General features: G+C 76.8%; 1 pseudogene. It reads left to right on the top strand.

What is annotated here, in order from left to right:
* Positions 1–11: 11 nt before the first annotated feature.
* Positions 12–25,241, top strand: a pseudogene (locus tag AB0F56_RS32390) (type I polyketide synthase); the annotation flags it as partial.
* Between the last annotated feature and the right edge of the window lie 107 nt (positions 25,242–25,348).

Here is a 25,348-nt window from a genome sequence, read left to right on the forward strand (position 1 = left end):
GACAAGCACCAATGAGCACCAACAACGAGGAACTCGTCTCTGCGCTGCGCGGATCCCTGCGTGAGGCCGAGCGGCTGCGGCAGCGCAACCGCACGCTCGTCGACGCGGCGTCGGAGCCGATCGCGATCGTCGGCACCGCCTGCCGTTTCCCCGGCGGCATAAGCTCCCCCGAGCAGCTGTGGGACGCCGTCGAGGCGGGTACGGACCTGGTGTCGGGCTTCCCCGAGGACCGGGGCTGGGACCTCGACGTGCACGACCCCGACCCCGAGCGCTCCGGCCGCAGCTACACCGACCGGGGCGGATTCCTCACCGGAGCGGCCGACTTCGACCCGGCCTTCTTCGGCATCTCGCCGCGCGAGGCGCACGCCATGGACCCCCAGCAGCGGCTGCTCCTGGAGACCTCCTGGGAGGCGTACGAGCGGGCGGGCATCGACCCGCACACCCAACGCGGCAGCCGCACCGGCGTGTTCGCCGGCACCTGGGGCCAGGGCTACGGCCTCGGCGCCCGCGCCCCCGAGGACGCCGAGGGCTATCTCGTGACCGGAGCCGCGACCGCCGTCGTCTCCGGCCGCGTCGCCTACGCCCTGGGCCTTGAGGGCCCGGCGGTCACCGTCGACACCGCCTGCTCCTCGTCCCTGGTGGCCCTGCACTGGGCGGTGCGGTCGCTGCGGGCGGGCGAGTGCACGATGGCCCTCGCGGCCGGAGTGACCGTCATGGCCACGCCCGGCGTGTTCGTCGAGTTCTCCCGGCAGCGCGGCCTCGCGACCGACGGCCGGTGCAAGGCGTACTCGGCCGACGCGGACGGCACCGGCTGGGGCGAGGGCGTCGGCGTCCTGCTCCTGGAGCGGCTCTCCGACGCGCGCCGCAACGGCCACCGCGTCCTCGCCGTCGTCCGCGGCTCCGCCGTCAACTCCGACGGCGCGAGCAGCGGGCTGACCGCGCCCAACGGCCCCTCGCAGCAGCGGGTCATCCGGCAGGCGCTCGCCGACGCCCGGCTCTCGCCCTCCGACGTGGACGTCGTGGAGGGACACGGCACCGGCACCCGGCTCGGCGACCCGATCGAGGCCCAGGCGCTGCTGGCGACCTACGGGCAGGAGCGGGAGCGGCCGCTGCTGCTCGGCTCGGTCAAGTCCAACCTCGGGCACACGCAGGCCGCGGCGGGCGTCGCGGGTGTCATCAAGATGGTCGAGGCCATGCGGCGCGGCGTGGCGCCCAAGACCCTGCACGTCACAGGGCCGACGCCACAGGTCGACTGGTCGGCGGGGGCGGTCGAGCTGCTGACCGAGGGCCGCGCCTGGCCCGCGACCGGCGCCCCGCGCCGCTCGGCGGTCTCCGCGTTCGGCGTGAGCGGCACCAACGCCCACGTGGTCCTGGAGCAGGCCCCCGAGCCCACCGGTGAGCCCGAGGACGCTCCCCAGTCCGGGCGGCTCGTGCACCCGAGTCTGCCGTGGCTGCTGTCCGGTCACACCCCGGCCGCGCTCCGGGCGCAGGCCGAGCGGCTGGCGGCCGGCCTCCCCGACGACGCCGAACCCCTGGACATCGCCTCGGCGTTGGCCACCGAGCGCGCCGCGCTGCCCTTCCGCGCGGCCGTCGTCGGGGCCGACCGCGAGCGGCTGGTGGCCGGTCTCGCCGCGCTCGCGGCCGGGGCGCCCACCGCCGTCGCGGGCGAGGCGCGGCCCGACCGCACCGTGGCGATGCTCTTCACCGGACAGGGCTCGCAGCGTGCGGGCATGGGCGAGGAACTGGCCACCGCGTACCCCGCGTTCGCCGCCGCCTGGACCGAGGTGTGCGCCGAGTTCGACGCCGTACTGCCCCGGCCGCTGCGCGAGGTCGTGGCCGAGGGCGGCGACGCCCTCGAACAGACCGTGTACGCGCAGGCCGCCGTGTTCGCCTTCGAGGTCGCGCTGTCCGCGCTCCTCGACTCGTGGGGCCTCCGCCCCGACCTCGTCCTCGGTCACTCCGTCGGCGAGCTGGCCGCCGCCCACGTCGCGGGTGCGCTGTCGCTGCGGCACGCCGTCCTCGTGGTCGCCGCGCGCGGCAGGCTCATGCAGGCGCTGCCCACGGGCGGCGCGATGGTCGCCGTCCAGGCGAGCGAGGCCGAGGTCGCGGACGACCTCGGCCCGGCCGTGGCCCTCGCCGCCGTGAACGGGCCCGCGTCGGTCGTGCTCTCGGGCGACGAGGACGCCGTGCTCGCCGCCGCCGAACGGTTCGCCGCGCTCGGCCGCAAGACGCGGCGGCTGCGGGTCAGCCACGCGTTCCACTCGCACCGGATGGAGCCGGTCCTCGACCGCTTCCGGCAGGTCCTGGGAGCGGTGACGTTCACCCCGCCCCGGGTGCCGTTCGTCTCCGCCGTGACCGGAGCGCCGGTGGGCGAGGAGCTGTGCGACCCCGAGTACTGGGTGCGCAACGTCCGCGACACGGTCCGCTTCGCCGACGGCGTCCGCGCGTTGGCCGACGAGGGCACGGACACCTTCGTCGAGGTCGGCCCGGACGCGGTGCTCAGCGCGCTGGTCGCCGACGCCCTGCCGGAGGACTCCGACCGGCCCGAGGTCCTCGCCGTGGCCGCCGCCCGCGCCGACAGGCCCGAGGCCGAGACCCTGGTCACCGCGCTCGCCCGCGTGCACACCCACGGCGGACCCGTGGACTGGGCGGCCTTTCTCGGCCCCGGCACGCGCCCCGTCGACCTGCCGACGTACGCCTTCCAGCACGAGCGCTACTGGCTGGCCGCCGAGCCCGCCGACGACCTCGGCACCGCGGGGCTCGCCGCCGCCGGCCACCCGCTGCTGCGGGCCGCCGTGGAGCTGCCCGCCGAGGACTCCGCCGACTCCGACCGGCCGGACGCCCCGGGCGCCGTGGTGTTCACCGGTACGTTCTCCCTCCGTACCCACCCGTGGCTGGCCGATCACGCCGTCCTCGGCACGCCCCTGGTCCCCGGCACCGCGTTCGCCGAACTCGCCGCCGCCGCCGGCGACCGGATCGGCTGCGGCACGGTCACCGAACTCGTGCTGACCGCCCCGCTGGCCCTGCACGGCTCCGGCACCGTCCGGCTGCGGGTACGCGTCGACTCCCCGGACCGCGACGGCCTGCGCGCGGTCACGATCCACTCCCGGCCCGACGACGCCCCCGCCGACGGCACCGGCTGGACCCGCCACGCGACCGGCACGCTCGCCCCCGCCGACCCCGAGCCCGCCGCCGTCCTCGCGACGTGGCCGCCCGCCGGCGCGGAGCCGGTCGCCGTCGACGCGCTCTACGACGACCTCGCCGCCGCCGGTTTCGGCTACGGCCCCGCCTTCCGGGGCGTGCGCGCCGCCTGGCGCCACGACGGTGCGCTGCTCGCCGAGGTCGACCTGCCCGACGGCACCGACGAGGCGGGATTCGGCCTGCACCCGGCCCTGTTCGACGCCGCCCTGCACGCCCTCGGCCTCGGCGGCGTGGTGGAGCGCGGCGGACTGCCGTTCACCTGGACCGGTGTGCGGCTGCACGCCGTCGGCGCGCGGTCCCTCCGCGTGCGGCTGACGCCCACGGGACCGGACGCCGTCGCGGTCACCATGGCCGACGCCGAGGGCCGGCCGGTCGCCACCGTGGCCGACCTCAGGCTGCGCCCCGCCGTCGAGGTCGGCGGCAGCACGAGCGCGGACGCCCTGCACCGCGTGCAGTGGGAGCCGCGCCCTGCCGGGCGGTCGACCGCCACCCGCTGGACCGTCCTCGGCGCCGACGCGGACGGCATCGCGGCCGCGCTGACCGACGCGGGCGCCGAGGCCACCACCGCGGACCTCGCCACCGTCGCCACCCGCGACACCCTCGACGCGACCGGCACGGACGCCGTCGTGGTCTCCGTCTCCGGGGCCACGGCCGGGTCCGTTCCCGACGCGGTGCGGGCCGCCACGCACGAGGCCCTCGCGCTCGTCCGCACCTGGCTGGCCGAGGACCGTACGGACGTCCCGCTCGTCGTCGTGACGCACGGCTCGGTCGCCGCCGACCAGGGCGACACCGTGCCCGACCTGGCCGGCGCCGCCGTGTGGGGTCTGCTCCGCAGCGTCCAGTCCGAACACCCCGGCCGGGTCGTCCTGATCGACCTGGACACCCCCGAAGCCGCCGCCGCCCTCCCCGGCGCGCTCGCCACCGGCGAACCCCAACTCGCGGTACGGGGCGGAGCCCTGCGCGTTCCCCGGCTCGCCCGGGCCGCCGTACCGGCGGCGGACGGCACCGGCACCCTCGGCTTCGACGGCACCGTCCTCGTCACCGGCGGAACCGGTGCGCTGGGCCGGCTCGTCGCGCGGCACCTGGTCGAACACCACGGCGTACGCGGGCTCCTGCTGCTCGGCAGGCGCGGCGCCGACGCGCCCGGCGCCACCGAGCTGGTGGCCGAACTCGCGGCCCTCGGCGCCACCGCCGACGTCGTCGCCTGCGACGTGACGGACCGTGACGCCCTCGCGGGCGCCGTCGCGGGCATCCCCACCGAGCGCCCCCTGACCGCCGTCGTCCACGCGGCGGGCCTGCTCGACGACGCCACGGTGGAGTCCCTGACCCCCGAGCGGCTCGACACCGTGCTCCGCCCGAAGGCCGACGCCGCCTGGCATCTGCACGAGCTGACCGCCGGCCTCGACCTGAGCGCATTCGTCCTGTTCTCCTCGCTCGCCGCCACCGTCGGCAGCCCCGGACAGGGCAACTACGCCGCCGCCAACGCCTTCCTCGACGCCCTCGCCGCCCACCGGCGCGCCCTCGGCCTGCCGGCCACCTCGATCGGCTGGGGTCCGTGGTCCGACGGCATGGCGGGCGGCCTCGACCGCGTCGACACGGCCCGCCTCGCCCGTGGCGGCGTCGCCCCGCTGCCGCCCGCCGACGGCCTCGCCCTGTTCGACGCGGCCTGCGCCGCCCCCGCCTCCCTGACCGTCGCCGCGCGCCTGGACCTTCCCGTACTGCGGGCGCAGCACGGTCTTTTGCCCGCCGTCCTGCGGGGTCTCGTCCCCGCCCCCGACCGCCGTACCGCGGCCGCCGCACGCACCGGCGACTTCGCCGACCGGCTCGCCGCGCTCCCCGAGGCCGACCGGCGCCGCGCGGCGCTGGAGCTCGTCCGCGAGAACGCGGCGGCCGTGCTCGGCCACGCGGGCTCCGAAGCCATCGCGGCCGACCGGGCCTTCCTGCAGCTGGGCTTCGACTCGCTGACCGCCGTCGAGCTGCGCAACCGGCTCGGTGCCGCGACGGGCCTGCGGCTCGCCGCGACCGTCACCTTCGACCACCCCACGCCCACCGCCCTGGCGGACCACCTGCTCGCCGAGACGCTCGGGACGGGCCAAGGGGCACCGCAGGTCCTGACGGCCGTCGCCCCGGTCGACGAGCCCATCGCGATCGTCGGCATGGCCTGCCGCTACCCCGGCGGCGTCGCGTCCCCCGAAGATCTCTGGCGGCTCGTCCTCGACGGCACCGACGCCGTCACCGGCTTCCCCGAGGACCGGGGCTGGGACCTCGGCGGCGTGTACGACCCCGACCAGTCCCGCGCGGGCACCAGCTACACCCGTGAGGGCGGCTTCCTGCTCGACGCCGCCGAGTTCGACGCGGGCTTCTTCGGCATCTCGCCGCGCGAGGCCCTCGCGATGGACCCGCAGCAGCGCCTGCTCCTGGAGACCTCCTGGGAGGCGATCGAGCGTGCGGGCCTGGACCCCGCGACCCTGCGCGGCAGTGCCACGGGCGTCTTCGCCGGCCTGATGTACCACGACTACGGCAGCGGCGCGGGCACGCTGCCCGAGGGCGTCGAGGGCTACCTCGGCCTCGGCACCGCGGGCAGCGTGCTGTCCGGCCGCGTCGCCTACACCATGGGCCTCGAGGGCCCGGCGGTCACGGTCGACACGGCGTGCTCGTCGTCCCTGGTCGCGCTGCACTGGGCGATCCAGGCGCTGCGGTCGGGCGAGTGCTCGATGGCACTGGCGGGCGGCGTCACGGTGATGGCCACCCCCGGCACGTTCGTGGAGTTCTCGCGGCAGCGCGGCCTCTCCCCGGACGGCCGGTGCAAGTCGTTCGCGGCCTCGGCCGACGGCGTCGGCTGGGCCGAGGGCGCGGGCGTGCTCCTCGTCGAGCGGCTGTCCGACGCCCGCCGCAACGGCCACCCCGTCCTCGCGCTCGTGCGCGGCAGCGCCGTCAACCAGGACGGCGCCTCCAACGGCCTGACCGCCCCGAACGGCCCCTCGCAGCAGCGGGTCATCGGTCGCGCGCTGGCGGACGCCGGTCTCGCGTCCTCGGACGTGGACGCCGTGGAGGCCCACGGCACCGGCACGACGCTGGGTGACCCGATCGAGGCGCAGGCGCTGTTGGCGACGTATGGGCAGGGTCGTGAGCGGCCGTTGTTGTTGGGTTCGGTGAAGTCGAACATCGGCCATGCGCAGGCTGCTGCGGGTGTGGCGGGTGTGATCAAGATGGTGCAGGCGATGCGGCATGGTGTGCTGCCGCGGACGCTGCATGTGGATGAGCCGTCGCCGCACGTGGACTGGTCGGCGGGCGCGGTGGAGTTGTTGACGGAGTCGCGGGAGTGGCCGGAGACGGGTGCTCCGCGTCGGGCGGGTGTGTCCTCGTTCGGCGTCAGCGGCACGAACGCGCACGTCGTTCTGGAAGAGCCCCCGGTCACGGCCGAACCCTCGGCCCGGCCGGCGGAGAGGGATCTGCCGGTCCTTCCCTGGATCCTGTCGGCCGATTCGGCCGCGGGCCTGCGTGCGCAGGCGGAGCGTCTGGCCGCGCACGGCTCTGCGCTCGAAGCCGATCCGCGTGATGTGGCGTTCGCGCTGGGGACGACGCGTTCGGTGCTGGGGCATCGGGCTGTGGTTCTGGGTGGGGACCGGGCGGAGCTGTTGGCCGGTCTGTCCGCGCTGGCAACGGGTGCTGAGGCGCCTGGTGTGGTGCGGGGGGTGGCGGGCGGCGACGGTCGTGTGGCGTTCGTCTTCCCCGGGCAGGGTTCGCAGTGGGTGGGCATGGGGGCGGAACTCCTCGACGCCTCCCCGGTGTTCGCGGCTCGGATGGCGGAGTGTGCGGCCGCGCTGTCCCCGTTCGTCGAGTGGTCGCTGCTGGACGTGTTGCGGGAGGCCGAGGGAGCCCCCGGCCTGGACCGCGTCGATGTCGTGCAGCCGGTGCTGTGGGCCGTGATGGTGTCGCTGGCCGAGGTGTGGCGCTCGTACGGTGTGGAGCCGTCGGCGGTGGTGGGGCACTCGCAGGGAGAGATCGCCGCCGCGTGCGTGGCCGGCGCGCTGTCGCTGTCCGACGCGGCCCGTGTGGTCGCCCTCCGCTCCCAGGTCATCGGTGAGGTGTTGGCCGGTCGGGGCGGGATGTTGTCGGTCGCGCTGTCGGCCGACGACGTGGCCGAGCGGATCGCTCCGTGGGCCGGTCGTGTCTCGGTCGCGGCGCTCAACGGACCCGCCGCGACCGTCGTGTCGGGTGATCCGGACGCGTTGGACGAGCTGACGGCGGCCTGCGCGGCCGATGGTGTGCGGACGCGGCGGATCCCGGTGGACTACGCGTCCCACTCGGCCCACGTCGACGTACTGCGTGAGCGTCTGCTCGCCGACCTCGCCGACGTCGCCCCCACGGCCGGAACCGTCCCGCTGTTCTCGACCGTGACGGGGGACTGGATCGGGGGCACGGCGCTGGACGCCGAGTACTGGTTCCGGAACCTGCGGGAGCCGGTGCGGTACGCCGACGCGGTGGCCGGTCTTCTCGCCCAGGGCTACCGGGGCTTCGTCGAGTCCAGCCCGCATCCGGTGCTGACCGTCGGCACGCAGGAGACGGTCGACGCGGCCGACGCGACCGCCGTGGTCGTGGGCTCGCTCCGGCGGGACCAGGGCGGAATGGCCACGCTCCTCGGCCACCTGGCCGAGGCCCATGTCGGCGGTGTACGGGTCGACTGGGCCGCCTTCCACGCCGGTACGGGCGCGCGGGCGGTCGACCTGCCGACGTACGCCTTCCAGCGCGAACGCTTCTGGCTCGCGCCGACCGGGCCCGCCCTGGGCGACCTCGCGAGCGCCGGTCTCGCCGCCGCCGGGCACCCCTTGCTCGGCGCGGCCGTCGACCTCGCCGAGGACGGCGGACTCGTCCTCACCGGGCGTCTCGCCCCGGGCACGCCCGCGTGGTCGGCCGACCATGTCGTCCTCGGCGCCGTGCTGCTGCCCGGCGCCGCGGTGGCCGAGATCGTGCTCGCCGCGGGCGACCGGCTCGGTTGCGGAGTGCTCGACGAGCTCGTGATCGGCGAGCCGCTGGCGCTGCCCGAGCACGGCACTGTCCAGCTCCAGGTCCGGGTGGGCCCCGCCGAGCCCGACGGCCGCCGTGCCGTCGGCGTCCACACACGCCTCGTCGGCGACGACGGCCCGTGGACGCGGCACGCCACCGGCGCCCTCGCGCCCACGGGCAACGACACCGGTATGCCGCTCACCGAGTGGCCGCCCACCGGCGCCGAGCCGGTCGACGTGTCGGAGCTCTACGCCGACCTGGCCGACCGCGGTCTCGACTACGGCCCCGTCTTCCGGGGCGTGCGCGCCGCGTGGCGGCGCGGGACCGGACAGCGCGGCGAGGTGTTCGCCGAGGTCGAGCTGGAGTCGGAGGACCCGACGGGCTTCCTGCTGCACCCCGCCCTGCTCGACGCCGCCCTCCACCCGATCGGCCTCGGCGGTCTCGTCGGCACGGGCGGGCTGCCGTTCGCGTGGCAGGGCATGCGCGTGTACGCCGTCGGTGCCCGCGCGGTGCGGGTCCGGCTGGCCGCCCTCGGCGGTGACGCCGTGTCGGTCGACCTGGCCGACGGCACCGGCGCGCCCGTCGCGGGCGTCGAGGCGCTGCGGCTGCGTGCCGTCACCGCCGCGCAGGTCGCCGCGGCCCGCACGGCGGGCGACCCCCTTCTGCACCTCGACTGGCTCCCGGTGTCCACCCCGGATGCGGCCGAAGCGGCCGGGACAGCCGGAACGCCCGAAGCATCCGGAGCGGCCGGAGCCCCCGCCGATGCCGGCGTCGTACTGCTGCGCCTCGACGAGGCCGACGGGTCCGGCGAACCCGACGACGTCCGCCGGGCCGTGCACGAACTGCTCGCCGAGGTCCAGCGCTGGATCGCCGACGACAGGCCCGAGCGCCTCGTCGTCGTCACCCGCGCCACGGACCTGGTGGGTGCCGCCGTCGGCGGTCTGCTGCGTGCGGCCCAGGCCGAGCACCCCGGCCGGTTCGTTCATGTCGAGATCGACGAGCACGCCGATTCCTCGCGGGCCGTGCCGACCGCGGCGGCCCTGGCCGACGAGCCGCGGGTCGCCGTGCGCGCGGGCGAGCTGTTCGTCCCGCGCCTGGCCCGCACCCCTGCCTCCGACGAGACCGGGACCGTCCCCTTCGGACCGAACGACACCGTCCTCGTCACCGGCGCGGGCGGCACCCTCGGCGGCCTCGTCGCCCGGCACCTGGTGACCGCGCACGGCGTGGGCGGCCTCGTCCTGGTCGGCAGGCGGGGCGCGGAGGCACCCGGCGCCGCCGACCTGGTCGCCGAACTGACCGCGCTCGGCGCCCGGGTCTCCTTCCCCGCCTGCGACGCCGCCGACCGCGACGCCCTCGCCCAGGTGCTGGCCGCGCACCCGGTCACCGGTGTCGTCCACGCGGCGGGCGTCCTGGACGACGCGACCGTGGAGTCCCTCACCCCCGAGCGGGTGGACGCGGTGCTCCGTCCCAAGGTCGACGCCGCCTGGCACCTGCACGAGCTGACGGCGGAGCTCGGCCTTCGCTCCTTCGTCCTCTTCTCGTCCCTCGCGGGCGTCCTCGGCGGCCCCGGCCAGGGCAACTACTCCGCCGCCAACGCCTACCTCGACGCGCTCGCCGAGCACCGCAGGACCCTCGGCCTGCCCGGCGTGTCGATCGCCTGGGGTCTGTGGGCCCCGGCCAGCGCCATGACGGGCCGCGCCGACACCTCGCGCATGGCGCGCGGCGGCGTCCTGCCGCTGCCGGCCGACCGAGGCCTGGCGCTGTTCGACACGGCCGTCACGGGCGGCGGACCGACCGTCGCCGCCCGGCTCGACCCGGCCGCCCTGCGCGACCAGGGCACCCGTCTGCCCGCGGCCCTGCGCGGCCTCGCGGGCGCGCCGCGCCGCCGGGTCGCCCGCGACGGGGACCCGGGCGGGCTGCGCGAGCGCCTCGCCGCCCAGCCGACCGCCGAACGCACCCGGACCGTACTGGAGCTGGTGCGCGGTCAGGCCGCCGCCGTACTCGGGCACGGCTCGGCCGACGCCGTCGCCGCCGACCGGCCGTTCCTCGAATTCGGCTTCGACTCGCTGACCGCCGTGGAGTTGCGCAACCGGCTCGGCACGGCCACCGGCCTGCGGCTGCCCGCCACGACGGTCTTCGACCACCCGACACCCGCCGCCCTCGCCCGGCACATCCTCGCCGAGCTGCTCGGCGCCGCCGCCGAAGGACCCACGGCACCGACCGCCCTCGCGCGGGTGGACGAGCCGATCGCCATCGTCGGCATGGCCTGCCGGTTCCCCGGCGGCGTGGCGTCGCCGGAGGACCTGTGGCGCGTCGTCGCCGAGGGCCGCGACGTCATCTCCGGCTTCCCCGCCGACCGAGGCTGGGACCTCGACGCGCTCTACCACGCCGACCCGGACCACGAAGGCACGAGCTACACCCGCGAGGGCGGCTTCCTCGCCGACGCGGGCGAGTTCGACGCCGGCTTCTTCGGCATCTCGCCCCGCGAGGCGCTGGCGATGGACCCGCAGCAGCGGCTCCTTCTGGAGACGGCGTGGGAGGCCGTGGAACGGGCGGGCATCGACCCCACCGCGCTGCACGGCAGCCGGACGGGCGTCTTCGCCGGAATGATGTACCACGACTACGCGGCGCGGCTCGGCGCGACTCCCGAGGGCCTCGAGGGCTACCTCGGCATGGGCAACTCCGGCAGCGTCGCGTCCGGCCGCATCGCCTACACCCTCGGTCTCGAGGGCCCGGCGGTCACCGTCGACACCGCGTGCTCGTCCTCCCTGGTCGCCCTGCACTGGGCGACCCGCGCGCTGCGCTCCGGCGAGTGCGACCTCGCGCTCGCGGGCGGTGTCGCGGTGATGGCCACCCCCGGCACGTTCGTGGAGTTCTCGCGGCAGCGCGGCCTCGCGCCCGACGGCCGCTGCAAGTCCTTCGCGGACGCCGCCGACGGCGCGAGCTGGTCCGAGGGCGTCGGCATGCTGCTCGTCGAGCGGCTCTCCGACGCACAACGCAACGGCCACCGCGTCCTCGCCGTCGTCCGCGGCTCCGCCGTCAACCAGGACGGCGCGTCCAACGGCCTCACGGCACCGAACGGCCCGTCGCAGCAGCGGGTCATCCGCAGCGCACTCGCCGACGCCGGACTCACCGCGGGCGACGTGGACCTGATCGAGGGGCACGGAACGGGCACGACGCTGGGCGACCCGATCGAGGCCCAGGCGATCCTCGCCACCTACGGGCAGGACAGGGGCCAGGACCGGCCGCTGTGGCTCGGCTCGGTCAAGTCGAACCTGGGGCACACCCAGGCCGCCGCCGGCATGGCGGGCGTGATCAAGGCCGTCGAGGCGATGCGGCACGGCGTGCTGCCCAAGACGCTGCACGTGGACGAGCCGTCGTCGCACGTCGACTGGTCGGCGGGCGCGGTCGAGCTGTTGACCGACGCACGGGAGTGGCCCGAGACCGGCGCGCCGCGCCGGGCGGGCGTCTCCTCGTTCGGCGTCAGCGGAACCAACGCGCACGTCGTTCTGGAGGCCGCACCGGACGTCCCCGAGGCCCCGGAGCCCGCGCGGGCCCCGGCGGCCGTGCCGTGGGTCCTTTCGGCCCGTACCGCGACCGGACTGCGGGCCCAGGCCGCGCGGATCCTGGACTGGGTCCGCGACGACACCGACGTCGTGGCGACCGGCTTCTCGCTGGCCACCGGCCGGGCCGCGCTCCCGCACCGCGCGGTCGTCGTCGGCGCCGACCGGGGCGAGTTCGCCGACGGCCTGGCCGCCCTGGCTGCCGACCGGCCCGCCGCGCACGTCGAGTCCGCGCGGGCCCGCGCGGACGCGGTCACCACGCTCCTGTTCACCGGGCAGGGCGGTCAACGGATCGGCATGGGCGAGGAGCTGGCGGCCGCGCATCCGGTGTTCGCCGACGCCTTCGACCAGGTGTGCGCCGAGTTCGACGCGGTGCTCGACCGCCCGCTGCGCGAGGTGATCGCCTCGGGTGAGGGTCTGGACGACACGGAGTACGCGCAGCCCGCGCTGTTCGCGGTCGAGGTCGCCCTCTTCCGCCTCTTCCAGTCCTGGGGCGTACGTCCGGACTTCCTGATCGGCCACTCGGTCGGCGAGTTGGCGGCCGCGTACGTCGCGGGCGTGTGGTCCCTGCGTGACGCGGTGACCGTCGTCGCCGCGCGGGGCCGGCTCATGGGGGCGCTGCCCGAGGGCGGTGCGATGGTGGCCGTGGAGGCCTCCGAGGAGGAGGTCGCTCCGACGCTCGTCGTGGGCGCGGGGATCGCGGCGGTCAACGGGCCGTCGGCGGTCGTCGTCTCCGGCGACGAGGACGCGGTCCTCGCCGTCGTGGCCCGCTGGTCCGAACAGGGCCGCAGGACACGGCGTCTGACGGTCAGCCATGCCTTCCACTCGCATCTGATGGAGCCGATGCTCGCGGAGTTCGCGCAGGTCCTGGAGTCGGTGGGCTTCGCCGCGCCGACCATCCCGGTCCTGTCGACGGTGCCCGGTGGGGGTGACCTCACCGAGCCCGGCCATTGGCTGCGCAACGTCCGCGAGGCCGTACGGTTCTCCGACGCCGTGCGGACCGCCGCCGAGGCGGGCACCACCCTCTTCCTCGAACTCGGCCCCGACGCCGTGCTGTCCGGCCTGGTCGCCGACGCCGCCGGCGCGGACGCCGTGGCCGTCGCCGCCCAGCGCGACGGCAGGCCCGGCGAGCGTACGGCCGTCGCCGCACTGGCCCGCCTGCACGCCGAGGGCGTCCCGGTCGACTGGTCCGCGTTCTTCGCGGACACGGGCGGACTGTGGGTCGACCCGCCGACCACCGCCTTCGAGCGCACGCGCTACTGGCTCGACGTCCCGGCGCCGCGGGAAGCCCTCGCGGACGACACGTTCTGGGCCGCCGTCGAACGCGGCGACGTCGCCGACCTGCTCGGCGTCGCCGCCGACGCGGGCCTCGACGCGCTGCTGCCCGCCCTGTCGAACTGGCGTGACCGGGACCGTACCGCCGCCGCCGTGGACGCCTTGCGCCACCGGGTCCGGTGGACGCCGTCGGCCGACCGGTCCCACGCGACGCCGACCGGCCGCTGGCTGCTCGTCGTCCCGGCGGGCGGCCTGCCGCTCGCCACCGACTGCACCGCCGCGCTGCGCGAGCACGGCGCCGACGTCACGTACGTCGAACTGCCCGAAGGCGCCGACCGCGCGACCGTCGCGGCCCTCCTCGACACGCCCGACGTCGCCGGAGTGCTCTCGCTGCTCGCCCTCTCCGCCGACCCGGTACGGGCCACCCTCACCCTCGTCCAGGCCCTGGGAGACGCCGGGGTGGGCGCGCCGCTGTGGTGCGCCACCTCGGGCTCCGTCTCCGTGGGCTCCTGGGACGCGATCCCGGACACCGCCGTCGCCGCGGCGGGCGTGTGGGGGCTCGGCCGGGTGGTCCGCCTGGAGGCCCCGGACCGCTGGGGCGGCCTGGTCGACCTGCCGGGCGCCCTCGACGAGCGCGCCCGACGACGCCTCGCCACCGTCCTCGTGGGCACCGAGAACGAGTGCGCGGTCCGCGCGAGCGGCACCTTCGCCGCCCGTCTCGTCCGCGCCGCCGACAGCCCCCGCCACGAGTGGCACCCCCGGGGCACGGTCCTGGTCACCGGCGGCACCGGCGCGCTCGGCGGCCACGTCGCCCGGGGCCTCGCCGAGCGCGGCGCCGCCCACCTGCTGCTCGTCAGCAGGCGCGGCCCCGCCGCCGAGGGCGCGGACGAACTGGTCCGCTCCATCGAGGCCGCGGGCGCCCGGGTGACCCTCGCCGCCTGCGACGCCGGCGACCCGGCCGAACTGGCCGCCCTGCTGGACCGGTTGTCCGAGGACGAACCGCTGACCGCCGTCGTCCACGCCGCCGGCGTCCTGGACGACGCGCCGCTGGACACCCTCACCCCCGACCGCGTCGCCGCCGTGCTGCGCGCCAAGGCGGACGCCGCCCTCACGCTCCACACGGCGACCGCCGGTCTCGATCTCGACGCGTTCGTGCTGTTCTCCTCGCTCGCGGGCACCCTCGGCAACCTGGGTCAGGGCGCCTACGCCGCCGCGAACGCCGTGCTCGACGCGCTCGCGGCCCACCGTCGCGCCCTCGGCCTGCCCGGCACCGCCGTGGCATGGGGCCCGTGGGCGGGCGGCGGGATGCTCGACGCGGCCGCCGCCGGCCGGATGCGCCGCGCCGGCCTGACCCCGCTCGACCCCGACCGCGCCCTCGTCGCGCTCGACCTCGCGGTGGGCGGCGACGACGCACACCTCGTCGTGGCCGATGCCGACTGGGACCGCTTCGCGGCCGCACCCCTGCTGGCCGAACTGGCCTCACCCGCACCGGTCGAGCCGGCCGCGGAGCTCCTCGGCCCCGACCGTGAGCGGGCCGCGCTCGAACTGGTCCGCGCGCACGTTACCGCCGTCCTCGGCCACGCGGGCGGCGCCGACGTCGACCCCGACGCCGCCTTCCGCGACCTCGGCTTCGACTCGCTCGCCGCCGTCCAGCTGCGCAACCGGCTCACGGCCGCGACGGGCGCGTCGCTCGCCACGACCGCCGTCTTCGACCACCCGACCGCCCGCGCCCTGGCCGCGCACGTCCTCGCGCTCCTGGCCCCGGCCACCGTGGCGTCGGCGTCCCCGTCGGGGTCCATGCCGGGGTCTGCGTCCATGTCCATGTCCGTGGACCTGGACGAGCCGATCGCCATCGTCGGCCTGGCCTGCCGGTTCCCCGGTGGCGTCGAGTCGCCGGAGGACCTCTGGCGGCTGCTCGCCGACGGCGTCGACGCCGTCGGCCCGATCCCCGCCGACCGGGGCTGGGAGACCGCCGACGCCTACGCCGAGGGCGGCTTCCTCACCGACGCCGCCGGGTTCGACGCCGACTTCTTCGGCATCTCGCCGCGCGAGGCCCTCGTGATGGACCCGCAGCAGCGGCTCGCCCTCGAGACGGCGTGGGAGGCCTTCGAGCGCGCGGGCCTCGACCCGCACGGGGCCCGCGGCACCTCGGTCGGCGTCTTCCTCGGCACCAACGGGCAGGACTACGCGGCCCTGCTCGGCGGAGTCACCGAGGCGCACGAGGGCCACATCGGCACCGGCAACTCGGCCAGCGTGCTCTCCGGCCGCGTCGCCTACGCGCTCGGCCTCCAGGGCCCCGCCGTCACCGTGGACACCGCGTGCTCCTCGTCGCTGGTGGCGCTGCACTGGGCGATCCAGGCGCTGCGCTCGGGCGAGTGCTCGATGGCGCTCGCGGGCGGCGTGACCGTCATGGCGACACCGGGCGCGTTCGCCGAGTTCGCCCGGCAGAGCGGCCTCGCGGCCGACGGGCGCTGCAAGGCCTTCGCCGCCGGGGCCGACGGCACCGGCTGGGGCGAGGGCGCGGGCGTCCTGCTCGTGGAGCGGCTCTCCGACGCGCTCAGGCTCGGCCACCCGGTGCGCGCGGTCGTACGCGGCTCCGCCGTGAACTCCGACGGCGCCTCGAACGGCCTCACCGCGCCCAACGGCCCCGCGCAGCAACGCGTCATCCGCGCGGCATTGGCCGCCGCCGGGCTGCGGGCGTCCGACGTGGACGCCGTCGAGGCCCACGGCACCGGCACCTCCCTCGGCGACCCGATCGAGGCGCAGGCGCTGCTGGCGACCTACGGCCAGGACCGGGACGAGCCGCTGTGGCTCGGTTCGGTGAAGTCCAACATCGGCCACACCCAGGCCGCCGCGGGCGTCGCGGGAGTCATCAAGATGGTGCTCGCGCTGAACGCGGGCGAACTGCCCCGGACCCTGCACGTGGACGAGCCGTCGTCGCACGTCGACTGGTCGGCGGGCGCCGTGGAGCTGCTGACCGAGCCCCGGGAGTGGCCGCAGACCGGCGCGCCGCGCCGGGCGGGCGTCTCGTCGTTCGGCGTCAGCGGAACGAACGCGCACGTGATCATCGAAGAGGCCCCGGCCCACGCCGACGCCCCCGTCGAGGCCGCCGTCCCCACGGCGCCCTCCGACACCGTCCCCGCGCCCGAGCGGCCGACCGTCCCGGTGCCCTGGCTCGTGTCCGGGCGTACGGAGGACGCGCTGCGGGCACAGGTCGAGCGGCTGCGGGCGTTCGTCACCGCGCACCCCGACGCCGACCCGGCCGGCATCGGTCTCGGCCTGGCGACGGGCCGGGCCGCGCTTGCGCACCGCGTCGCCGCCGTCGGCGAGCGGACGGACGAGCTGCTCGCCGCGCTCGACGCGGCCGTGCCGACGGTGGCCAGGGAAGGCCGTACGGCGTTCCTGTTCACGGGGCAGGGCGCGCAGCGTCGGGGTATGGGCGAGGAACTGGCTGTGGCGTTTCCGGTGTTCGCGGAGGCGTTCGACGCGGTGTGCGCGGAGTTCGACACGGTCCTTGATCGTCCGTTGCGTGAGGTGATCGCTTCGGGTGAGGGTCTGGATGACACGGCGTACGCGCAGCCCGCGCTGTTCGCGGTCGAGGTCGCTCTCTTCCGGTTGGTCGAGTCGTGGGGTGTGGTCCCGGACATGCTGATCGGTCATTCGATCGGTGAGTTGGTGGCCGCGCATGTGGCGGGTGTGTGGTCGCTGCGGGACGCGGTGACCGTCGTCGCCGCTCGTGGGCGGCTGATGGGGGCGCTGCCCGTGGGTGGTGCGATGGTGGCCGTGGAGGCCTCCGAGGAGGAGGTCGTTCCGTCGCTGGTCGTGGGTGCGGGGATCGCGGCGGTCAACGGGCCGTCGGCGGTCGTCGTCTCCGGTGACGAGGACGCGGTTCTCGCCGTCGCGGCCCACTGGTCGGAACAGGGTCGCAGGACCAAGAGGTTGACGGTCAGTCATGCCTTCCACTCCCACCGGGTGGAACCGATGCTCGCCGAGTTCGCCGAGGTCCTGGCCTCGGTGCGGAGCGAGGCGCCGACCGTCCCGATCGTGTCCACCGTGGCCGATGACGACGACGTCACCGAGCCCGGCTACTGGCTGCGCAATGCCCGGCAGGCCGTACGGTTCTCCGGCGCCGTCCGGACCGCGCGCGCCGCCGGCGTCACGGCGTTCCTCGAACTCGGCCCGGACGCCGCGCTCAGCGCGCCGACCGCCGAGACCGTGGACGACGTCCTCGCCGTCCCCGTCCAGCGGGCGGGCCGGCCCGGTGCCGCGACCGCCGTGGCGGCCCTCGCCGCCCTGCACGCCGGCGGCGCGCGGGTCGACCGGGCCGCGTACTTCACGGGCACGGACGCCCGCCGCGTCGACCTGCCCACGTACGCCTTCCAGCACGCGCGGTTCTGGCTCACGCCGCCCGCGACCACCCCGGCGGGCCTCGCGGGCGCCGGCCTGACCACCGTCGGGCACCCGCTGCTCGGCGCGGCCGTCGAACTGCCCGGCGCGGACGCGGTCGTGTTCACCGGCAGCCTGTCGCTGCGCACCCACCCCTGGCTGGCCGACCACGCCATCCTCGGCCCCGCGCTGCTGCCGGGCACCGCGTTCCTCGACCTCGCCCTCGCGGCCGGCCGCCACATCGGCTGCCCCCGCGTGGACGACCTCGGCCTCGAGGCCCCGCTGCCGCTGCCCGCGCAGGGCGCGGTGCGCCTGCAGGTCCGGGTCGAGGCCCTCGAGGCCGACGGCCGCCGCCAGATCGGCGTCTACTCGCGGCCCGAGGACGACGAGCACGCCTGGACCCGGCACGCGGCGGGCGTCCTCGCCCCCGACAGCGGCCCGGCCCCCGAGACCCTGACCGAGTGGCCGCCCGCGGGCGCCGAACCGCTCCCGATCGGCGACCTGTACGAGGACCTGGCCGCCGCGGGCTTCGACTACGGCCCCGTCTTCCGCGGCCTGCGCGCCGTATGGGGGCGTGACGGCGCCGTGTACGCCGACGTCGCGCTGCCCGACTACGCCGGGTCGACCGACGAGTACGGCGTGCACCCCGCGCTGCTCGACGCCACCCTGCACGCGCTCGGATTCGGCGACCTGGTCGCGGACTGGGGGCGCGGCCGGCTGCCGTTCGCCTGGACCGGCGCACGGGTGCACGCCGTCGGCGCGCGGGCCCTGCGCGTGCGGCTCACCGCCGAGGGCGGCGGCATCACGCTGACCGCCACCGACCCCACCGGGCAGCCGGTGGTCACGGTCGAGGGCGTCCGCCTGCGACCCGTGGCCGACGCGCCCGCCACCCGTAGGACCGCGCGACCGCACCGGATCGAGTGGACGCCCGTGGCGCCCGGCACCGTCGCCTCCGACGACGCCGCCTCCGACACCACAGAGTTCGTCGTCCCCGGCGGGACGCCCGACGGTGACACGGTGGCCGAGACGCACGCGGCCGTCGTCGACGCGCTGGTCCGGATCCGGGCCTGGCTCGCCGAGGACCGCCCCGGGCGCCTGGTGTTCGTCACGCGCGGCGCCGTCGCGGCGGGTGCCGACGAGGCGCCCGACCCGGTGGCCGGCGCCGTATGGGGCCTGGTGCGCTCGGCCCAGTCCGAGCACCCCGACCGGTTCACGCTCGTGGACCTGGCCCCGGACGGCGACGCCTCCGACGCGGCCGCCGCGATCCGCACGGGCGAGGCCCAACTCGCCGTACGCGGCGCGGACGTCCTGACGCCCCGACTGGCCCGCGCGCTGCCCGCGTCCGCCCCCACGGCGGTCTTCGACCAGGACGGAACCGTGCTCCTCACGGGCGGCACCGGCACCCTCGGCGCCGTCGTCGCCCGCCACCTCGCCGTCGAGCACGGCGTACGGCACCTGGTCCTGACGGGCCGTCGTGGCCCGGACGCCCCCGGCGCCGCCGAGCTCGTGGCCGACCTGGCCGCCCTCGGCACCACGGCCCGGGTCGTGTCCTGCGACGCCGCCGACCGGGACGCCCTCGCCGACCTGCTCGCGGGCATCGAGCCGCCGCTCACCGGAGTGGTGCACGCGGCGGGCGTCCTCGACGACGCGACCGTGGAGTCGCTGACCCCCGAGCGGGTACGGACGGTCCTCCGGCCCAAGGTCGACGCCGCCTGGAACCTGCACGAACTGACGGCGGGCCTCGACCTGACCGCGTTCGTGCTGTTCTCCTCGGCCGCCGGCGTCCTCGGCGCCCCCGGCCAGGGCAACTACGCCGCCGCCAACGCCTTCCTCGACACCCTCGCCGCCCGGCGCCGCGCCCAGGGCCTGCCCGGCGTGGCCCTCGCGTACGGACTGTGGGAGGCGCGCGGCGGCATGACCGCGGGCCTCGGCGACGCCGATGTGCGCCGCGTCGGCCGCGCGGGCATGCGGCCGCTCGGCGCCGAGGACGGTACGGCCCTGTTCGACGCCGCCGTCCACGGCGGCGACGCCCTGTCCGTGGCCGCGCTCTGGGACCTTCCCGCGCTGCGGGCGGCCGGCGACGCGCTCCCGCCGCTCCTGCGCGGCCTCGTCGGGCAGCCCGCCCGCCGGGCCGCGAGCGCGGGGGCCGGCGCGGGGGCCGACCGGTTCGCCGGTCTGTCCCAGGCGGAGCGGGAGCGCGCCGCCGTCGACCTCGTACGCGAGCACGTGGCGGCGGTCCTCGGCCACGCGTCCGCGACGGCGGTCGCCGCCGACCGCGCCTTCCTCGACCTCGGGTTCGACTCGCTGACCGCCGTGGAGCTGCGCAACCGGCTCGGCGCCGCGCTCGGCCTGCGGCTCGGCACCACCGCCGTGTTCGACTACCCGACCCCGGCGGCCCTGGCGGCGCACCTCCTGGAACGCCTCCTCGGCACCACGCCGCCCGTCGAACGGATCGCGGCACCGCTCGCCCCGGCCGACGAGCCGATCGCGATCGTCGGCATGGCGTGCCGCTACCCCGGTGGCATCGCGTCGCCCGACGAGCTGTGGGCCACGGTCGCCGCGGGCGTCGACACCGTGTCCGGATTCCCCGCCGACCGCGGCTGGGACCTCGCGACGCTCTTCGCCGACGACCCCGACCGGCCCGGCAGCAGCCACACCCGCGAGGGCGGCTTCCTGCACGACGCGGGCGAGTTCGACGCCGGTTTCTTCGGCATCTCGCCGCGCGAAGCCCTGGCGATGGACCCGCAGCAGCGGCTGCTCCTGGAGACCTCCTGGGAGGCCGTGGAGCGGGCCGGCATCGACCCGGCGTCGCTGCGCGGCAGCCGTACCGGCGTGTACGCGGGAGTGATGTACCACGACTACGTGGCCGGGGTGGGCACGCTGCCGGCGGGCGTCGAGGGCTACCTCGGCACCGGCAACTCGGGCAGCGTCGCCTCGGGCCGCGTCGCCTACACCCTGGGCCTGGAAGGGCCCGCGGTGACGGTCGACACGGCGTGCTCCTCCTCGCTGGTCGCGCTGCACTGGGCCATCCAGTCGCTGCGCTCGGGCGAGAGCGACCTCGCGCTCGCGGGCGGTGTCACCGTGATGGCGACCCCTGGCGTGTTCGTCGACTTCTCCCGGCAGCGCGGCCTCGCCGCCGACGGCCGCTGCAAGTCCTACTCCACCGGCGCCGACGGCACCGGCTGGGCCGAGGGCGCGGGCATGCTGCTCGTCGAGCGGCTCTCCGACGCGCGCCGCAACGGCCACCCCGTCCTCGCCGTCGTACGCGGCTCGGCGGTCAACCAGGACGGTGCGTCCAACGGTCTGACGGCACCGAACGGCCCTTCGCAGCAGCGGGTCATCCGCAGCGCGCTGGCCGAGGCCGGCCTGCGGCCTTCCGACGTGGACGCCGTCGAGGGCCACGGCACCGGCACGTCGCTGGGCGATCCGATCGAGGCCGAGGCCCTGCTCGCCACGTACGGCCAGGAACGGGACCGGCCGCTGTGGCTGGGCTCGGTGAAGTCCAACCTCGGGCACACCCAGGCCGCCGCCGGCGTGGCCGGCGTGATCAAGATGGTCCAGGCCATGCGGCACGGCGTGCTGCCCAAGACCCTGCACGTCGACGAGCCGTCGACGCACGTGGACTGGTCTGCGGGCGCGGTGGAGCTGTTGACCGAGGCCCGGGAGTGGCCCGAGGGCGAAGGACCCCGCCGCGCGGCGGTGTCGTCCTTCGGCCTCAGCGGCACCAACGCCCACGTGGTGCTCGAACAGGGCGAGCCGCGGCCGCGGCCCGCCGAAGAGCCCAACCAGACCCCCACGGAGGGGTCCACCGACGGGTCGGCCGTGGAGCCGACCGCCGTCGTCCCCGTGACGCTGTCGGCGCGCACGGACGAGGGGCTGCGCCTGCAGGCCGACCGGCTCGCCGCCGCGCTGACCGCCGATCCGGCGCTCACCCCGCTCGACATCGCCTACTCCGCCGCCACCGGCCGGGGACGCCTCGGACGCGGGGCCACGGTCGTGGCGAGCACCCGCGCCGAGCTGCTCGCGGGCCTGGCCGCGCGGGGCGGTCCTGCCACCGGGCAGGGCACCGGCCGTACGGCGTTCCTGCTGACCGGCCAGGGCGCCCAGCGCGCGGGCTCGGGCGAGGAACTGGCCGCGGCGTACCCGGTGTTCGCCGAGGCCTACGCCGAGGTGTGCGCGGAGTTCGACGCCCAGCTCGAACGGCCCCTGCGGCAGGTCGTCGCCTCCGGCGAGGGGCTGGACGACACCGCGTACGCCCAGCCCGCGCTCTTCGCGCTCGAGGTCGCCCTCGCGCGGCTGCTCGGCTCCTGGGGCGTGGCGCCGGACTTCCTGCTCGGCCACTCGGTCGGCGAGCTGGCCGCCGCCCACCTGGCGGGCGTGTGGTCGCTGCGCGACGCGGTGACCGTCGTCGCCGCGCGGGGCCGCCTGATGGCCGCGCTTCCCGCCGGCGGCGCGATGGCCGCGATCGAGGCACCCGAGGCCGAGGTCGCCGCCGAGCTGGTGACCGGGGCGGTCGTCGCCGCGGTCAACGGCCCGGCCTCGGTCGTCGTCTCCGGCGCCGAGGACGCCGTCCTCGCCACGGCCGCGCTCTGGGCCGAACGGGGGCGCAGGACACGGCGGCTGAAGGTGAGCCACGCGTTCCACTCGCCGCTGATGGAGCCGATGGTCGCGGAGTTCGCGGAGGTCCTCGCCTCCGTCGGGTTCCGGCAGCCGCGCATCCCCGTGGTGTCCACCGTCACCGGTGAGGTCGCCGGCGAGGAGTTCGCCACCCCCGCCTACTGGGTGCGGCACGTGCGGGACGCCGTGCGCTTCGCCGACGGCGTGCGCGCCCTCGACGCGGCCGGCGTGGACACCCTGGTGGAGCTCGGCCCCGACGCCGTGCTCACCGCGATGGCCGCCCAACTGCTGCCCGACACCGCCGCCGCCGTACCCGTGCTGCGCGCCGGACGTCCCGAGGTGCCCGCCGCGGTCACCGCGCTCGGCACCCTGCACCACCGGGGCGCCGACGTGGACTGGGCGGCGTTCTTCGCGGGCCTCGGCGCCCGGCGCGTCGAACTGCCCACGACCGCCTTCCGGCGCACGCGCTACTGGCTGGAGTCCGCGCCGCGCGTCGGCGACCTCTCCGCCGCCGGGCTCGCCGTCGCGGACCATCCGATGCTGGGTGCCGTCGTGGAGTCCCCCGACGGCGTGACGCTCACCGCCCGCCTCGGCGCGGCGACCCACCCCTGGCTGGCCGACCACGCCGTGCTCGGCAGCGTCCTGCTGCCCGGGACCGCCTTCGTCGAGCTGGCCGTCGCGGCGGGCGGACACGTCGGCTCGCCCCGGGTGCGCGAACTGACCCTGGCCGCACCCCTGGTGCTGCCGGCGGACGGCTCGGTGCTCGTGCAGGTCCAGGTCGGCGCTCCCGCCGACGGCGAGCGGCCGGTCACGGTGTCCGGTCGCGCCGACGGCGCGCAGGAGTGGACCAGGTACGCGACCGGCGTCCTCGCGGCGAGCGCCCCCGCGCCCGCCCCGGGCGCGGGGGAGTGGCCGCCGGCAGGCGCCGAGCCGATGCCGACCCACAGCGTCTACGACGACCTGGCCACGGCCGGGTTCGGCTACGGACCGGTCTTCCGCGGCCTGCGCGCCCTCTGGCGGCGCGGTACGGACGCGACGGCCGAGGTGTTCGCCGAGGTCGAGCTGCCGGACCTGGCCGAACCGGCGGGCTTCGGAGTGCATCCGGCGCTCCTGGACGCGGCGCTCCACGCGGTCGGCGCCGGTGAACTGCGCGCCCAGGGCGTGCCGTTCTCCTGGACCGACGTCACCGTGCACGCCACGGGCGCCCGCTCGGTGCGGGTACGGCTCGCACCGGTCGGCGCGGACGAGGTGTCCCTGCACGCCTGGGACCACGACGGCCACCCGGTGGTCACCGTCGAGTCGCTGCGCCTGCGGCCGCTCGGCCCGGACGACCTGCGCGCCGGGCCCACCGCGGCCGACGCGCTGTTCGACCTCGACTGGGTGCCCGTCGCCGCCACCGGCGCCACCCCGGGCCGCTGGGCGCTGCTCGGCGGGGACGAGCACGGTATGTCCGACGCGCTGCGCCCGGTGGCCGACGTCGAGGAGCATCAGGACCTCGACTCCGTGGGCGAGGGCGTGGCCGTGGTGGTCGCCCCGCTGCCGGCGAAGAGCTCCGGTGACGTGCCGTCGGCCGTACGGGACGTCCTCGGCGACACGCTGGAGCTGGTGCGGTCGTGGGTGACGGGCGAGCGCGCCACCGACGCGCGCCTGGTCGTCCTCACCCGCGGCGCCGTGGCCGCCGAGGACGGCGAGCGGCCAGACCTGGCGGCAGCGGCCGCCTGGGGCCTGGTCCGCGCCGCGCAGTCCGAACACCCGGGCCGGATCGTCCTGGTCGACACCGACGACGCCCCGGCGTCGCTCGCGGCCCTGCCCGCCGCCCTGGCGACGGCAGAGCCCCAGCTCGTGGTCCGCGCCGGCGGCGTGCGGGCGGCCCGCCTGGTCCGCTCCGCCACCACCGAGCCGGCCGCGCCGCTGGGCACGCGCGGCACGGTCCTCGTGACCGGCGCGACCGGTGCGCTGGGCGCGCTGGTGGCCCGCCACCTCGTGGCCGAACACGGCGTACGCAGGCTGCTGCTGGTCAGCCGGTCCGGGCAGCACCCGGAACTGGCCCGGGAGCTGGCCGAGTCGGGCGCCGTCGCCGAGTTCGCGGCGTGCGACGTCGGCGACCGGGCGGCCCTGGCCGCCCTGCTCTCGGGCGTCGAGCCCGAGCACCCCGTGACGGCCGTGGTGCACGCCGCGGGCGTGCTCGACGACGGTGTGGTGGAGTCGCTCACCCCGGACCGGCTCGACACGGTGCTGCGGCCCAAGGCCGACGCCGCCTGGCACCTGCACGAACTGACCCGCGACCTGGACGCGTTCGTGCTGTTCTCGTCCGCCGCGGGCCTGCTCGGCGGGCCCGGCCAGGGCAACTACGCCGCCGCCAACGCCTTCCTCGACGCCCTCGCGGGGCTCAGGCGGGCCGAGGGCCTGTCCGCGACCTCGATCGCGTGGGGCCCGTGGGCCGAGGGCATGGCGGGGCAGGTCGACACGCGCAGGGCGGCCCGGGCGGGCATGCTGCCGCTCGACGCCGCGCAGGGCCCGGCCCTGTTCGACGTCGCGCGGGGCGGGGCTCCGGTCACGCTCGCCGCACGCCTCGACCTGCCGGGGATGCGGGCCCGAGCGGCGGAACTGCCGCCGGTGCTGCGGTCCCTGGTCCCCGCGCCCGCGCGGCCGGTGACCGAGACCGCCGAGCCGCTCATGCGGACGCTCGCCGCGCTGCCCGCCGCCGAGCGGGAGCGGGCGGCGCTCGACGCCGTGCTGCGGCACACCGCCGACGTGCTCGGCCACGCGGCGCCCGAGGGCGTCGACCCGGGCCGCGGCTTCCAGCAACTCGGCTTCGACTCACTGATGTCGGTCGAGCTGCGCAACCGTCTCAGCGCCGCGGCCGGGCTGCGGCTGCCCGCCACGACGATCTTCGACCACCCGACCCCCACCGCGCTCGCGGCGCACCTGATGGCCGGTCTCACCCCCGGCCGGGTCACCGTGTCCTCGCTGCGCACCAGCACCCTCGCCGAACTGGAGGGAGCGTCCGCCGAGTTGGCCGCCGACCTGGAGCTCCGCGACGCGGTGCGGTCCCGGCTGCGCGCGCTGCTGCGGACGCTGGAGGACGACGGCGGCGACACGGTCGACGACGCGCACGGCGACGACGCGTTGGACGAGGTCAGCCTCGACGAGCTGCTCGACCTCGCCGACCAGGAGCTGAGGGACCTCTAGATGACCGAGCACGACCGCACGGACCGCACACACGGCACGGACCGCACACACGGCCCCGACCGTCCACACGGCACAGACCGTACGAACCGCACAGACCGCAGGGTACG

The sequence above is a fragment of the Streptomyces sp. NPDC026092 genome, from assembly GCF_040638605.1.
GTDB lineage: Bacteria > Actinomycetota > Actinomycetes > Streptomycetales > Streptomycetaceae > Streptomyces.